At 69.5% G+C, this 14,409-nt stretch carries 10 protein-coding genes; 3 read left to right on the top strand and 7 right to left on the bottom strand.

The window, feature by feature from the left end; all coding sequences use genetic code 11:
- Positions 1 to 18: 18 nt before the first annotated feature.
- The gene (locus CQ034_RS00170) at positions 19 to 1,881 is read right to left on the bottom strand and encodes a phosphoenolpyruvate carboxykinase (GTP) (protein ID WP_181156173.1); all 1,863 of its coding nucleotides are present in this window, start codon (positions 1,879 to 1,881) and stop codon (positions 19 to 21) included.
- Positions 1,882 to 1,993: 112 nt separating this feature from the next.
- Between CQ034_RS00170 and CQ034_RS00165 the strand changes: the two genes are divergently transcribed.
- The 3 genes from CQ034_RS00165 to CQ034_RS00155 are packed head-to-tail and all read left to right on the top strand — an operon-like array spanning position 1,994 to position 6,336.
- Complete coding sequence (locus tag CQ034_RS00165; protein WP_029263022.1) at positions 1,994 to 3,436, top strand: XRE family transcriptional regulator; 1,443 nt, start codon at positions 1,994 to 1,996, stop codon at positions 3,434 to 3,436.
- Between the two features lie 45 nt (positions 3,437 to 3,481).
- A complete protein-coding gene (locus CQ034_RS00160) occupies positions 3,482 to 4,948 on the top strand; it encodes a S10 family peptidase (RefSeq protein ID WP_105709511.1) in 1,467 nt (488 codons plus the stop codon).
- Positions 4,945 to 6,336, top strand: coding sequence for a hypothetical protein (locus tag CQ034_RS00155; protein WP_105709510.1), 1,392 nt, complete (start codon positions 4,945 to 4,947; stop codon positions 6,334 to 6,336). The genes CQ034_RS00160 and CQ034_RS00155 overlap by 4 nt, the downstream gene beginning before the upstream one ends.
- Positions 6,337 to 6,357: 21 nt before the next feature.
- On the opposite strand, the gene CQ034_RS00150 is transcribed toward CQ034_RS00155, so the two are convergent.
- The 6 genes from CQ034_RS00150 to CQ034_RS00125 all read right to left on the bottom strand — a co-directional run bounded on the left by CQ034_RS00150 (position 6,358) and on the right by CQ034_RS00125 (position 14,408).
- Positions 6,358 to 7,542 carry a M20 family metallopeptidase gene (locus tag CQ034_RS00150; RefSeq protein ID WP_105709509.1) on the bottom strand — a complete coding sequence of 395 codons (1,185 nt, stop codon included), beginning with the start codon at positions 7,540 to 7,542 and terminating at the stop codon, positions 6,358 to 6,360.
- Positions 7,543 to 8,346 (bottom strand): ABC transporter ATP-binding protein, encoded by an 804-nt coding sequence (locus tag CQ034_RS00145; protein WP_197021063.1) that lies wholly within the window; start codon positions 8,344 to 8,346, stop codon positions 7,543 to 7,545.
- Positions 8,343 to 10,268, bottom strand: a complete 1,926-nt coding sequence (locus CQ034_RS00140) for a dipeptide/oligopeptide/nickel ABC transporter permease/ATP-binding protein (protein WP_105709508.1) — start codon at positions 10,266 to 10,268, stop codon at positions 8,343 to 8,345. The genes CQ034_RS00145 and CQ034_RS00140 overlap by 4 nt, the downstream gene beginning before the upstream one ends.
- Positions 10,265 to 11,287 carry an ABC transporter permease gene (locus tag CQ034_RS00135; protein ID WP_091034413.1) on the bottom strand — a complete coding sequence of 341 codons (1,023 nt, stop codon included), beginning with the start codon at positions 11,285 to 11,287 and terminating at the stop codon, positions 10,265 to 10,267. The genes CQ034_RS00140 and CQ034_RS00135 overlap by 4 nt, the downstream gene beginning before the upstream one ends.
- Positions 11,288 to 11,291: 4 nt before the next feature.
- Positions 11,292 to 12,866 (bottom strand): ABC transporter substrate-binding protein, encoded by a 1,575-nt coding sequence (locus CQ034_RS00130; RefSeq protein WP_105709507.1) that lies wholly within the window; start codon positions 12,864 to 12,866, stop codon positions 11,292 to 11,294.
- Positions 12,867 to 12,968: 102 nt separating this feature from the next.
- Positions 12,969 to 14,408, bottom strand: a complete 1,440-nt coding sequence (locus CQ034_RS00125; RefSeq protein ID WP_105709506.1) for an aldehyde dehydrogenase family protein — start codon at positions 14,406 to 14,408, stop codon at positions 12,969 to 12,971.
- Between the last annotated feature and the right edge of the window lies 1 nt (position 14,409).

The following is a 14,409-nucleotide window of genomic DNA, read 5'->3' as shown; positions in this document are numbered from 1 at the left end:
ACCGGCACCGGTCTGGGGCTACGCCTTGGCGAGGCGGTAGCGCAGCGACGCCAGCTCGGCGCGCAGCGCCGCCGGAACCCTGTCGCCGAAGGTGTCGTAGAACTCCTCGGTCAGGTCGGCCTCCGTCTGCCACGCCGCGGCGTCGACGGCGAACAGCTCGTCGAGGTCGGCGGCGGGGATGTGGAGTCCGTCGAGGTTGAGGTCTTCCACGCGCGGCAGGCGTCCGATCGGGCTGTCGACAGCCGGCACGTCGCCGGCGATGCGGCGGATGATCCAGTCGACGACACGCGAGTTGTCGCCGAAGCCGGGCCACAGGAACCGGCCGTCGTCACCGCGACGGAACCAGTTCACCTGGAAGATGCGCGGTGCGCGGTCGAAGCGCAGACCACGACCGACCTTCAGCCAGTGGCCGAAGTAGTCGGCCATGTTGTAGCCGCAGAAGGGCAGCATCGCGAACGGGTCGCGGCGCAGCTCCCCGACCGTGCCCTCGGCCGCAGCCGTGCGCTCCGACGAGATGTTCGAGCCGAGGAAGACACCGTGCGTCCAGTCGGTGGCCTCGACCACGAGCGGGACGTTGCTGGCGCGACGCCCGCCGAAGAGGATGACGTCGAGTGGCACGGCCTCCTCCCAGTCGTCGGAGATCTGCGGGCACTGCGCCGCCGACACCGTGAACCGGGAGTTGGGGTGCGCTGCCGGTCGACCGGAGTCGGGCGTCCACTCGTTGCCCTCCCAGTCGATCAAGTTCGCGGGCGCCTCGTCGGTCAGGCCCTCCCACCACACGTCGCCGTCGGGACGGAGCGCGACGTTGGTGAAGATCGTGTTGCCCCACAGCGTCTCGACCGCCGTGACGTTGGTCGATTCGCCGGTGCCGGGTGCGACGCCGAAGAAGCCGGCCTCGGGGTTGATCGCCCACAGGCGACCGTCTTCGCCCGGACGGATCCAGGCGATGTCGTCACCCAGGGTTTCGACCTTCCACCCCGGGATCGTGGGGCGGAGCATGGCGAGGTTCGTCTTGCCGCACGCCGAGGGGAACGCGGCCGCGACGTGGTACGCCTTGCCCTGCGGGTCGATCACGCGGATGAGCAGCATGTGCTCGGCGAGCCAGCCCTCGTCACGGGCGATCACCGAGGCGATGCGCAGCGCGAAGCACTTCTTGGCGAGGATCGCGTTGCCGCCGTAGCCCGAACCGTAGGAGTAGACCTCGAGCGTCTCGGGGAAGTGGACGATGTACTTGTCGTCGTTGCAGGGCCACTCGACGTCGTTCTCGCCCGGGGCGAGGGGCGCGCCGACCGTGTGCACGGTCTTGACCCACGGAGCCCCCTCGGCGATCTGACGCGTGACGGCATCGCCGACGCGCGTCATGATGCCGATCGACGCGACCGCGTAGGCGCTGTCGGTGATCTGCACGCCGATGTGCGAGAGCGGGCCGCCCACGCGTCCCATCGAAAACGGCACGACGTACATCGTGCGGCCGCGCATCGATCCCTCGAAGATCTCGTCCATCTTCGAGTGCATCTCGGCGGGGTCCGCCCAGTTGTTCGTGGGGCCGGCATCCTCTTCGCGCTCGGAGGCGATGAACGTGCGTCCCTCGGTGCGGGCGACGTCGCTGGGGTGCGAGCGGGCGAGGTAGGAGCCGGGACGCCACTCGGGGTTGAGCTTGATGAGCTTGCCCTCGTCGACGAGGCCGTGCAGCAGCCAGTCGTTCTCGGCGCGCGAGCCGTCGACCCAGTGCACGGAGTCGGGCTGGGTGAGAACGCGGATCTCCTCGACCCACGCGGCCAGCTCGGCCATGGCGGGGGTGTCATACGTCGGAGCCGCGCCGAACGTACGCGTCGGTGCGACGGGAGACGTGCGAGGGGTGAAGACTTCGGCGAAGGCCATGACGTGTGCTCCTTTGAATTGTGGGGCGTTGCACCTATCTTCTTCCGCTTCCGACCGGACTTTCGGACAAACCGGGCGATAAGAACTGCAATTCTTTCGCTACACTCAAGGAATGGCGTCCTCCGGCATACACCTCACGACTCTCGGTCATCGCATCCGTCACCACCGGCTCGAGAAGGGGTTCACCCTCGACGAGCTCGGCGCGCTGGTCGGCGTCGCCGGGTCGCAGCTCAGCCTGATCGAGAACGGCAAGCGCGAACCCAAGCTGTCGCTGCTGCAGGCGATCGCGCACGCCACGAGCACCGAGGTGACCGACCTCATCTCGGGTGAGCCGCCGAACCGTCGCGCCGCGCTGGAGATCGAACTCGAACGCGCCCAGGAGAGCCCCGTCTTCCGGCAGCTCGGCGTCGCGCCCGTGCGCGTGACCAAGGGCATGAGCGACGAGACGATCGAGTCAGTGCTCGGACTGCACCGCGAACTGCAGCGTCGCGAACGCGAAGCCATCGCCACCCCGGAGGAGGCACGGCGCGCGAACACCGAGATGCGGCTGCGCATGCGCGCGCAGAACAACTACCTCCCCGAGATCGAGAAGCTCGCCGAGAAGCATCTGAAGGCCGCCGGGCACGTGCAGGGCGCGCTCACCCACCGCACGGTGAGCATCATGGCCGAGAAGCTCGGCTTCGAGCTGATCTACGTCAACGACCTGCCCCATTCCACACGATCGGTCACCGACCTCGAGAACGGGCGGATCTACCTGCCGCCGGCATCGATCCCCGGCGGTCACGGCCTCCGCTCGATGGCCCTGCAGGCCATGGCCCACCGCTACCTGGGGCACACGCCCCCGACCGACTACGCCGACTTCCTGCAGCAGCGACTGGAGATCAACTACTTCGCCGCGTGCTGCCTGATGCCGGAGACGGCCGCCGTCGCGTTCCTGCAGCAGGCCAAGAAGGATCGCAACCTCGCGGTCGAGGACTTCCGCGACGCGTTCGGGGTGACGCACGAGGGAGCCGGTATGCGCATGACGAACCTGCTCACCCAGCACCTCGGGATGTCGCTGCACTTCCTCCGCGTGGACGCCACGGGCGCGATCACGAGGGTCTACGAGAACGACGACCTGCCGCTGCCCATGGACGTCACCGGCGCGGTGGAGGGACAGCGGGTGTGCCGCAAGTTCCAGGCGCGCGCGGCGTTCACCCAGCAGAACCGCACCACGGAGCATCACCAGTACACCGACACGCCCTCGGGCACGTTCTGGTGCTCGACACAGACCGGGGCGTCGACCGACGGAGAGTTCTCCATCACGGTCGGGGTCCCCTTCGACGACGCGCGCTGGTGGCGCGGGCGCGAGACCAGCGATCGCGCCGTGTCGACCTGCCCCGACGAATCCTGCTGCCGTCGCCCCTCCGCCGAGCTCACCGAACGCTGGAACGGCAGGGCCTGGCCGAGCGCGCGCGTGCACACGCACATGTTCTCGCCGCTCCCCCGCGGCGCGTTCCCCGGCGTGGACGACAACGAGGTCTACAACTTCCTCGGTCGGCACGCGAGTGAGTGATTAAGCTATATTCAATTCACTCATTCATTTTCCCGAGGGAGACCTGTGACCGAGCCGACCCCCGCAGACGCACCTGACACGGAGACCTTCACCTCGCGCCGCCACCGCATCACCGCGGGCGGCCGCTCGCTCGACTACACCGCCGGCGCGGGCACCGTGATCGTCCGCGACGACGAGCACCGCCCACTCGCGAGCGTGTTCTACACCTCGTACATCGCCGACCGCGAGGAGGGCGCCCCGGTGCGCCCCGTGACGTTCCTGTTCAACGGCGGCCCCGGTTCGGCGAGCCTCTGGCTCAACATCGGTGGCTTCGGACCGAAGCGCACGCCCACGAACACACCCCTCGCGACGCCGCCCGCCCCCTACGCGAGCGGCGACAACCCGCACACGCTGCTCACCGCCTCCGACCTCGTGTTCATCGACGCGCCCGGCACCGGATACTCACGTCTCCTCGGCGATGCGACCCCGGCAGAGCTGTGGGGCGTCGACCAGGACGTCGCCGCGTTCGCAAAGGCGATCACGCGCTGGCTCACGATCACGAACAACTGGAATGCGCCGCGCTTCCTGTTCGGCGAGTCGTACGGCACCACGCGCGCTGCGTCGCTCGTGCATCGGCTGCAGAACCAGGGCCTCGACTTCAACGGCGTCGTGCTTCTGTCGACCGTGCTCAACTGGGGCGAGAGCAACCTCGGCGGACCCCGCGAGTACATCAATCTGCTCCCTTCGTACGCGGCGACCGCCTGGTACCACGGCAAGGCCCGCACCGGGCACACCGAGCTCGAGCCACTCCTCCTGGAGGCACGTGAGTTCGCGCAGGGTCCGTTCGCCGAGGCGCTGCTACGCGGCGATCTGCTGCCCGCCGACCTCGAGGACGCCGTCGCCGAACGGATGAGCGCCCTCATCGGGCTCGACGCCGACTACCTGAAGAAGCACCACTTCCGCATCGGGATGGAGCAGTACCGCTACGCCCTGCTCGCCGACGAAGGGCGCGTGATCGGCCGCTTCGACACCCGCTTCACCGCCGAGCACCAGTACGTCGTCGGCAACGGCTCGCACGACCCGGCCACCGACGACGCGGCCACCGCCGGCGTCAACAGCGCACACCTCTCGACGTACCGCGCGCACCTCGTGGACGACATCGGCTTCACCAGCGACCTGCACTACCGCCACCTGCACAACATGCCGATCTCCCGCGCATGGGATTGGAAGCACAAGGCACCGGGCGTGGATGCCCCGCAGCTGGTGCCCGACGTCTCCATCGACCTGTCGGCCGCCGTGCGCCGCAACCCGAACCTGAAGGTGTTCGTGATGGGCGGCTTCTACGACCTGGCCACCCCGTTCTTCGGACCCGAGGTCGACGTGGCGCACCTCTATCTGGCGCCGAGCCTGCGCGAGAACATCCGCTTCACGTTCTACGAGTCCGGTCACATGACCTTCGTCGACGAACGGGCGGTGGAGCGCATGAAGAGCGATCTCGACGACTTCTACCGCGACGCCACGACGCACGGATGATCGGGCTCGGGGCCGCGGGTCGGGTCGGCGACCTGGCCTACACCGCCCGCCTCGAGGAGCTCCCGCTGCGGCGCTCGGACGGCGCAGTCCAGGGGAGGATCTCGGCGTTCAGCTACATCGTCGAGGGCACGGATCGCCCCGTGCTGTTCCTCACCAACGGCGGTCCGGGGGTGTCGACGCTCTATCTGCACCTGAGCGGGATCGGGCCGATGCGCGCGCACGTCCCCGTCGACCTCGCCGACGACGGGCTCCCTCCCTACGGCGTGGAGGAGAGCCCGTCGACGATCCTCGACGTCGCCGATCTGGTGTTCCTCGACGCACCCGGTACCGGGTTCGGGGGCTTCGCCGACGATGCCGATGCGTCGGACTTCCGTTCCGTGGAGGGAGACGCCGACGCCATCGCCGCCGCCATCTCGGACTGGGTCGACAGGCACGGTCGCTGGAACTCCCGGAAGTTCTTCCTCGGAGAGAGCTACGGCACCCTGCGTGCGGCATTCCTCGCGACCTCATCGCACAGCATAGACACCGCGCCGCTGGACGGCATGGTGCTGCTGGGGCAGGCCGTCAACATCCAGGAGACGCTGGATCGTCCGGGCAACGTGGTCGGAGCGCTCGCGAACCTGCCGTACAAGGCAGCGACGGCCTGGTATCACGGCGTCGGCTCCCGCGAACACGAGACGGTCGAGGACGCGATCGCCGCGGCACTGGACTTCGCTCGAGGCGACCTCGCCCTCGCGATGCTGCAGGGCGACCAGCTGCCGGCCGACGAGCGTGCCGGGATCTCGGAGCGCCTCTCGCGGATGATCGGGATTCCCACGGGCGAGCTCGCCGACGATCGACTCTGGGTCAGCAAGCAGGACTTCCGCTCGCGCCTGCTCCCCGGACGCGTGCTCGGAGTGACCGACAGTCGGTACTCCGCACCGGCGGCCGACCGCCGCTCCGGTGAGCTCGACCACGACCCCTCCGATGTGGCACTCTCCCCGCGGTACGTGGCGGGACTGCAGCAGTTGATGCGACACGTCTTCGGCACCGCCCCCGCGCAGCCGTATCGCGTGGTCGACCCGGAGGCGGGCCGCGACTGGGAGTGGGACGAGCAGGGCGGTGCGGGGTTCGTCGCCTACGGACGCCCCTCCCCGTTCCGCACGTACCCGTACCCGGCACGGCTGTCACGCTGGATGAAGCAGACACCGCGCGGACGACTGTTCATCGGCACCGGCGTGTACGACTCGCTGACGACCGTCGGCGCGGCCGACCACCTGCTGCGGCAGTGGGGGTTGCCGCGCGAGCGCACCGAGACCCACTGGTACCGCGCCGGGCACATGATGTACAGCGACCCCGAGGTCGCGGTGCGCCTGAACGCCGACCTCCGCGCCTTCCTCACCCGCTGAGGAGCCCGACGAGGCTGCAGATCAGGCCGTGAGCGTCTCCATCGCGAAAGCCGCGAGCGCCACGGCCTGATCGGCGAGGACAGCATCGTCGAACACGACCGTCGGAGAGTGGTTCGGAGACGCCGTCTCGAGGTCGACCTCCGCCGGCGTCGCCCGCAGGAACAGGAACACCCCCGGCACCTGTTCGAGCACGAAGGAGAAGTCCTCCGATCCCATCACGGGGTGCGCGGTCTCCCACACGCGCTCGTCGCCGAAGAGGCCCTGCAGCGTGGCTCGCACCCGCTCCACCACGCGGGCATCGTTCACGGTGGGCGCGCACAGCACGGTCACATCGACCTGGGCCGTGCAACCGTGGGCGGCGGCGATCTCGCGGACGAGCGCCGGGAGCTCCGCCTGCACGCGCGCACTCGACTCGTGCGACAGCACCCGCACCGAGGCGACGAGCGTCGCGGTATCGGCGATGATGTTCCGGGCCGGTCCCCCGGCATGCAACTGCGTGACGCTGAGGACGACCGGATCGAACACGTCGAAACGGCGGGTGACGAAGGTCTGCAGCGCGGTGACGAGTTCGGCGGCGACGGGCACGGGATCGCGGGTCAGGTGCGGGGCCGACGCATGGCCCCCGGCTCCCGTGATGGTGATCTCGACCTCGATCGCGCCGGCCATGAGCGCGCCGGGACGGGTCGAGAACACGCCGTACTCGCCGGGAACGACATGGATGCCGAAGGCCGCGACCGGCCGGGACCCGGTGGTCTCGAGGAGCCCCTCGGCGAGCATCCGCTTCGCGCCGTCGCCGAGCTCCTCGCCGGGCTGGAACATCAGCAGGACATCGCCGTGGAGCTCCTCGCGACGCCCCGCCAGCAAGTGCGCGGCTCCGACGAGACCGGCGACGTGCAGGTCATGCCCGCAGGCGTGCATCCGCTCCCCCGTCGCCGCGTAGTCGAGCCCCGTGTCCTCGACGAGCGGAAGCGCGTCCATGTCGGCACGCAGCAGCACGGTCGGTCCGGGATGCGCGCCGCGCACGACCGCGGCGATCGAGCTCAGGCCCTCACCGAGGACCACCTCGAGTCCGAGGGTCTCCAGCGCGTCGAGCACCCGTCGCTGGGTGCGCGGCAGCTCGAGACCCAGCTCGGGGTCGGCGTGGATGGCGCGGCGCAGGGCCACGAGCTCGGGCAGCAGGACCTGAGCGTCGTCGAGCAGGGTCATTCAGGATCCGATCGAATGGAGGAGGCTGTCGGTGCCGGCGTTCTGGATGCGCGGGATGGCCGCCACGAGCGCCTGTGTGTAGGGATGCTGCGGGTTCGTGACGATCGCGTCGGCATCGCCGTGCTCGACGATCTCGCCGCTGCGCATCACGGCCGTGGTGTCGGCGATGTAGCGCACCGCGGCGAGGTTGTGGGTGATGAACAGCACCGAGAGCTCGAGCTCGCGCTGCAGGTCGCGCATCAGGTTGAGCACCGCGCCCTGCACCGAGGCGTCGAGGGCGGACGTGATCTCATCCGCGATGATCAGGCGCGGCTTCACCGCGAGGCAGCGGGCGATCGCGACGCGTTGCCGCATGCCGCCGGACAGGCTCGACGGATGCAGCTCCGACACACCGGGCTTCAGTCGCACGAGTTCGAGCAGCTCCTTGACGCCGGCCGCACGCGCCTTGGCGTTGCCGGAGCCGTGGGTGGCCAGCGCCTCGTCCAGGGTCTCGCCCACCGACATGCGCGGGTTCAGCGACGAGTACGGGTCCTGGAAGATCATCTGCACGTCTCGGGCGTGGGCCCGGCGATCACGGCGTCCGACCGCGAGGTCTTTGCCGTCGAGCAGGATCCGGCCCGAGGTCGGCTTCTGGAGCCCCGCGACCGTGCGCGCGACGGTGGACTTGCCCGACCCGGATTCGCCCACCAGCCCCACCGTCGTGCCGTGCGGCACCGTGAGCGACACGTCGTCCACCGCATTCACGGCGTGGGGCCCGCGGCCGAATGTGACCACGAGGTTCTCGATGACGAGATCGGCCATCATGCACCCGCCTTCGCGAATTCGTCTTCGTGCACGCCCACGTCCTGCGGGTGCCAGCACGCCACGCGGCCGGAGCCGTGCGCGACCAGCTGAGGGGTCTCGGTGCGGCAGAGCTCGGTGGCGAACGCGCAGCGCGGCGCGAACGCGCAGCCGACCACCGGCTGCGCGAGGTCCGGTGGCTCACCGGGGATCGTCGCGAGCGGTGCCGTGCGGTCGGTGTCGAGATCCGGCAGCGACTCCGCCAGCGCGCGGGTGTACGGATGCGCCAGCCGTTCGGGTTCCGCGAGGTGGCGGACGTCGACGTCTTCGACGATGCGGCCGCCGTACATGACCAGGATGCGCTGGCAGAGCTCGGCCAGCACCGCGATGTCGTGCGAGACGACGATCGCCGCCGCCCCGGTCTCCTCGCACTCGCGGCGGAGCAGGGCGAGCACCCGCTGCTGCACCGTGACGTCGAGCGCCGTGGTCGGCTCGTCGGCGATGATCAGCCGCGGCTTCCCGATCTGCGACATCGCGATGAGCGCACGCTGGCGCATGCCACCGGAGAACTCGTGCGGGAACTGCTTGGCCCGACGCGCCGGATCGGTGATCGACACGGCTGCCAGGGCATCGACGGCCGCGGCATCCGCTTCCCGCCGCGTCGCCTTCTGGTGCACGCGCGGCACCTCGGCAAGCTGCGTGCCCACGCGGAGCGCCGGGTTCAGCGCGGTGAGCGAGTCCTGGAACACGACACCGACCCTCGTGCCGAGCTTCTTCGCCGCACGCTCGCTCGACAGTCCGGACAGCTCCTCTCCTGCGAAGGTGAGGCGCTGCGCGCTGACGGCGGCCCCGGCCGGAGCCAGCTGCGCGATCGCCATCATCGTGACGCTCTTGCCGCTGCCGGACTCGCCGACCACGCCGACGATCTCGCCGGGTGCGATGCGGAACGAGACGTCCTGCACGGGGCGCACCCAGCCGTGCTCACCGGGGAAGGAGACGCTGAGGCCCGCAACGTCCAGCAGCGGTTCCACGTCGTCCCTCCGCTCCTCGACGGCAGTGGTCGAGGAGACGCGGTCAGGATCGCCGAGCTCGCGGACGCTGAGCGTGCGGGTGCGCCCCCGGCCGCGCATGTGGGAGGCCAGCGCCTCGCCGAACATGCCGAACATGATTCCGGCGAGCACGACCATCACACCCGGCCCGACGATCGCGGACGGCTGGCTGTAGACCTGCTCGAAGCCCTCGCTGAGCAGGCGGCCCCAGTCGTACTCGGGCGGCTGCACGCCGACGCCGAGGAAGCTGAGGCTCGACAGGGCGAGGAGTCCCCCGCCGATCGAGATCGTGACGTTGACGATCACCGGCTCGGCGATGTTGGGGAGGATGTAGCGGGTGAACTGACGCGTCTTCGACACCCCGAGCAGGCGGGCCGCGGCCAGGTACTCCGAACCCCCGACGCGCGAGGAGAGGGTCTGTGCGAGGCGGGCGAACGAGGGGGTCATGGTCAGCGCGAGCGCGATCACGGCCGTCGTGGAGCCGGTGCCGAGCAGGATCACTGTGAGCATCGCGACCAGCAGCACCGGGAAGGCGAGCCAGGTGTTGATGACCGAGCCGAACATGCGCTGCACGCGCGGACCGGCGACGACCGGCAGCGCACCGAGGATCAGCCCGGCCACGGCACCCAGAGCGGTCGCGGTCAGCGCCATCACGAGCGACAGCCGCGTGGCCACGAGCGTGCGCAGCAGCAGGTCCCGCCCGAGCGCGTCGGTGCCGAGAGGGTGCTCGGCGCTCGGTGGCTGGAGGAGGTCGGCGGGCGACGGGGTCTCGGCCTGCGTACCCCACAACATCGGGGCGAACACGGCGAGGAGGGCGAAGATCGCGATGAAGGTCAGCGAGATCAGCGCCATCGGGGACTGCAGCAGCCAGGTGCGCCGCCGGTGCGAGGAGGTCATGCGGTCTCCAGAATGGTCGTACGACGGTCGAGGATGGCGAGCACCACATCCACCAGCAGGTTCACGACGAGGATGATCGCCGCGTAGACGATCGCGAGCCCCTGCACGATGCCGTAGTCCTTGGTGATGATCGCCTGCACGAAGGCACTGCCCATGCCCGGCCAGTTGAAGACCCGCTCGACCAGGACGCTGCCGGCGATCATCGTCGCGAGCAGGGCGCCGCCGAGGGTCAGGGTGGCGGTGAGCATGTTCGGCAGGGCGTGCCGGAAGTACACCATCGCGGCCGGGAGCCGCTTGGAGCGCGCGGTGCGGATGTAGTCGTCGCTGAGCACATTGAGCGCCTCGACACGAGCGATGCGGGACAGCGACGCCGACGCGCCGAGCGCGAGCGCGAGGACGGGGAGGATGTACGACTGCGGGCCGCTGATGCCGGCGACCGGGAGGAGCGGGATCGTGATCGCGAACAGCGTCAGCAGTGCGACACCGATCAGATACTCCGGCACGGCGGCGAAGAAGCCCGTCACCGAGGTGAAGGCGACCTCGACGGGGCGACGGCGGTTGCCGGCGGTGAGGATCGCGATGGCGAGCCCGAGGGGGATCGCGATGAGGAGGATCACGATGAACGCGATGCCGGCGAGCTGCACGGTGGCGGGGAGCCGATACTCCACCAGCTCGTTCACCGATCGTCCGGTGATCAGGGAGACGCCCAGATCGCCACGGAACACGATCCCGGTCAGGTAGTTCCAGAACTGCACGATGAGAGGATCATCGAGCCCGAGCTGCGCCCGGCGCTCCGCCACCACGGATGCCGGTGCGGTCGGCCCGAGTGCCGCGCGGACCGGGTCTCCCCCGGCGGCGCGGAGGACGACGAACGCCGCCGTCACGATCACGAACATCGCGATGAGCATCCGGCCGATGCGCCGGAGGAGGAAGGGGATCCAGCGGCCGCCGCCGTGGCGACCACCCCGAGGGGTGGCCACCACGACGGTCTTCGGCCGCGTCACGATCTGCGACGTCATCCTGTCACTCTGTCACGCGGATCGTGGTCGGAGCGAGGATGCTCTTCGACATGCCGAACTCCACACCGACACCGTAGAAAGTCGACGTCGACGAGTAGACGGGCAGCACCTCGAGGTTGCGGAACAGGGAGTCCTGCGCAGCCTGCCAGGCGTCGCACGAGTCGGCTCCGGCCAGCGCCTGCGCCTCGCCCACCAGGTCGAAGTACTCCTGGTTGCTGTTGTAGGTCCAGTTGCCGCCGTTGGGCGGGAACTCGCCGCCCAGGATGCCGGCCCAGTCGCTCGGGAGGCTCGTGAAGATCGGGGCCCACACGATGTCCCAGTCGCCGCCGGAGAAGATCACGTCGGTGTAGGACGCGGACGGGGTGGGAACCGCGTCCACACCGATCTTCTTGAACTCGGTCTGCAGCAGTTCGATCGCGGCGGTGACGCCCTGGCTCTCGGATGCCGGGTAGAGCATCAGGATGGACAGCGGCTTGCCGTCCTTCGCGCGGATGCCGTCGGCGCCCTCGACCCAGCCCGCGGCGTCGAGTGCGGCAGCAGCAGCATCCACGTCGTAGTCGGGGATGGCGCCGGAGCTGTCCATCGCGGTGCACGCGGCGCCGAACTCGGACACGAGTGTCGTGATCTGCTCGCCGCGACCCGCGGAGGCGACAGGTCCGACGGCTTCGCGGTCCACAGCCTGGGCGAGAGCTTCACGGACGGCGAGATCGTGGCCGACCCGGCCCTCCGCCTGGTTGAAGAAGATCAGCCCCGGGCGCAGCGGCACCTCGAGTTCTTTCGCGAACTCGGTCTTGTCGAGCCGGTCGCGCTCGCTGCCGCCGACCTCTGCGACGTTGGCCTCGCCGGTCTGGAGCATGTTGGCGGCGGTCGAGTCGCTCTCGATGATCGAGATCTCCACCGTGCCGGGCAGCCCCGCTGTCTCGCTGGTCGTGTCGTCGGGACCCCAGGTGTAGTCGTCACGCAGCGTGAACGTGTACGACTGCCCCGGGGAGGACGCCTTCAACGCGTAGGCGCCGGTGCCGTGGAACTCGGTGTCGAGAACGGCCGGGTCGGCGAGACCGGACGCGCACACGATCGGCAGGGCGCCGATCGTCTCGGCGAGGAAGCTCTGGGCGTTCGCGCTGGTGAAGGTGACCGTGCGGGCATCGTCGTCCGCCTCGATCGTGAGGCCCTCGGCCGGGAAGTACACGCCCTTGTAGGGCGAGCCCGTCTCGTCGGCCGCGGCGTACTCGAATGTGGACTTGACATCGGTCGCGGTCAACGGCGTGCCGTCGGCGCAGAGGATGCCGTCCTTGAGCGTGAACTCCACGCCGGTCGTGGTCGACTCCCACGAATCCGCGAGCAGCCCTCGGGGCTCCTCCCCGGTCGGGTAGAAGAGCAGCGACTCGTACCCGAACGTGGATACGGACTCACTCGCGTTCGTCGCATTCGTGATCGGGTTGAGCGTTCCGGGATCCGATTGCACGGCGATCTTGATCGTCTGTGCTTCTCCTCCCCCGGGCTCCGCCGTACCGGCGCAGCCGGACAGGGCGAGGGCCGTCACGCCGACGGCGGCCGCGGCGACAATGCTGCGTCTCATGGTGTCCTCTCTCACGGGTTCCGCACGGTGCGGGTCAACCCAATTGAATGTTATGAATTACTCTTTATTGGCTCGTGTCGCCGGTGTTTCGGGTATGTAACTTCACGAGCGATCGTCGAGGAGGGCAGCGGCGCCCATCACCGACTTGAGCTCGAGGAACTCCTCGAACCCGTGGACACCGCACTCCCGGCCGACGCCCGACTGCTTGTATCCGCCGAAGGGTGCACCGACATCGAGGCCTGCGCCGTTGATGCCGACGGTCCCGGTGCGCATGCGCAGAGCGATGTCGAGGGCGCGTCGAGGGTCGCTCGACCACACGCCGCCCGACAGTCCGTAGACGCTGTCGTTGGCCAGGTCGACAGCCTCATCGACCGTGCCGTAGGGGGTGATCGTGAGCACCGGACCGAAGACCTCCTCGTGGAAGATCCGCATGTCCGGCGTCACATCGGTGAAGATCGTGGGCTGCACGTAGGCGCCGCCTGCCGTCGGTTCGACGATATCGAGACCGCCGGTCAGCACCTGCGCGCCCTCGTCGATCGCCGTGGCGATGTGCGCCCGGACGCGATCGCGCTGCAGAGCCGAGGCGAGGGGCCCGGTCGCGGTCCCCTCCTCGCGCGGATCACCGGGGGCCCAGCCCGCGGCGACCTCGAGCGCGGCCTTCTGCCAGGCATCGCGCATGCTCTCCGGTACCAGGACGCGGGTCTGCGCGGCGCAGGTCTGGCCGGCGTTCGCGAAGCACGAGGCGAGCACTCCCCGCACCGATTCCTCGAGCGGTGCGTCGTCGAGCACGATCGCGGCGGACTTGCCGCCCAGCTCGAGAGCGACCTTCTTGATGGTCGCCGCCGCGGCGCGAGCCACCTGCTCCCCCACCTGGCGTGAGCCGGTGAAGGTGACCATGTCGACGCCCGGGTGGGCGACGAGGGGCGAGCCGACTCCTGCGCCGTCGCCGTGCACGATGTTCACGACACCGGCCGGCAATCCGATCTCGCGGAGGATGTCCCCGATGATCGCGGCGTTGAGAGGGGCGACCTCGCTGGGCTTGAGCACCACCGTGCAGCCCGCGAGAAGGGCGGCGCCGACCTTGAGCACGATCTGGTGCAGCGGGAAGTTCCACGGGGTGATCGCGGCGACGACGCCGACCGGCTCCGAGACGACGAGGGAGTTCGACACCGCCTCCCGCTCGACGTGCGCGCGGGCAGCATCGGCGAGCATGTTCAGGTCGGCGATCGCGACCCCGACCTGAGCGGAACGCGCGAACGCGATCGGCGAGCCCATCTCGGCGCTGAGGGTCGCGGCGAGAAGCTCACGGTGGCGCGCCAACCCCTCGGCGAGCGCCTCTACGTAAGCGATCCGCTGCGCCATCGGCGTCGTGGACCAGCTGCCGAACGCGTCCGCGGCCGCAGCCACCGCGCGATCGACGTCCGCGGGGCCGCCTGCGACGACGGCGCCGATGACGGTGCCGTCGGCCGGGCTGACGACATCGATCGCCCTGAGGCCATCGACATCTTCCCTGATGCCTGCGATGTCGTGCCCGATGGTCATG

Origin of the sequence: Microbacterium sp. MYb45, assembly GCF_002979655.1 — a bacterium.
In the GTDB taxonomy this organism is placed as follows: domain Bacteria; phylum Actinomycetota; class Actinomycetes; order Actinomycetales; family Microbacteriaceae; genus Microbacterium.
The sequence above is the reverse complement of the archived record's forward strand: the minus strand, read 5'-3'. Positions and strand labels throughout refer to the sequence as shown.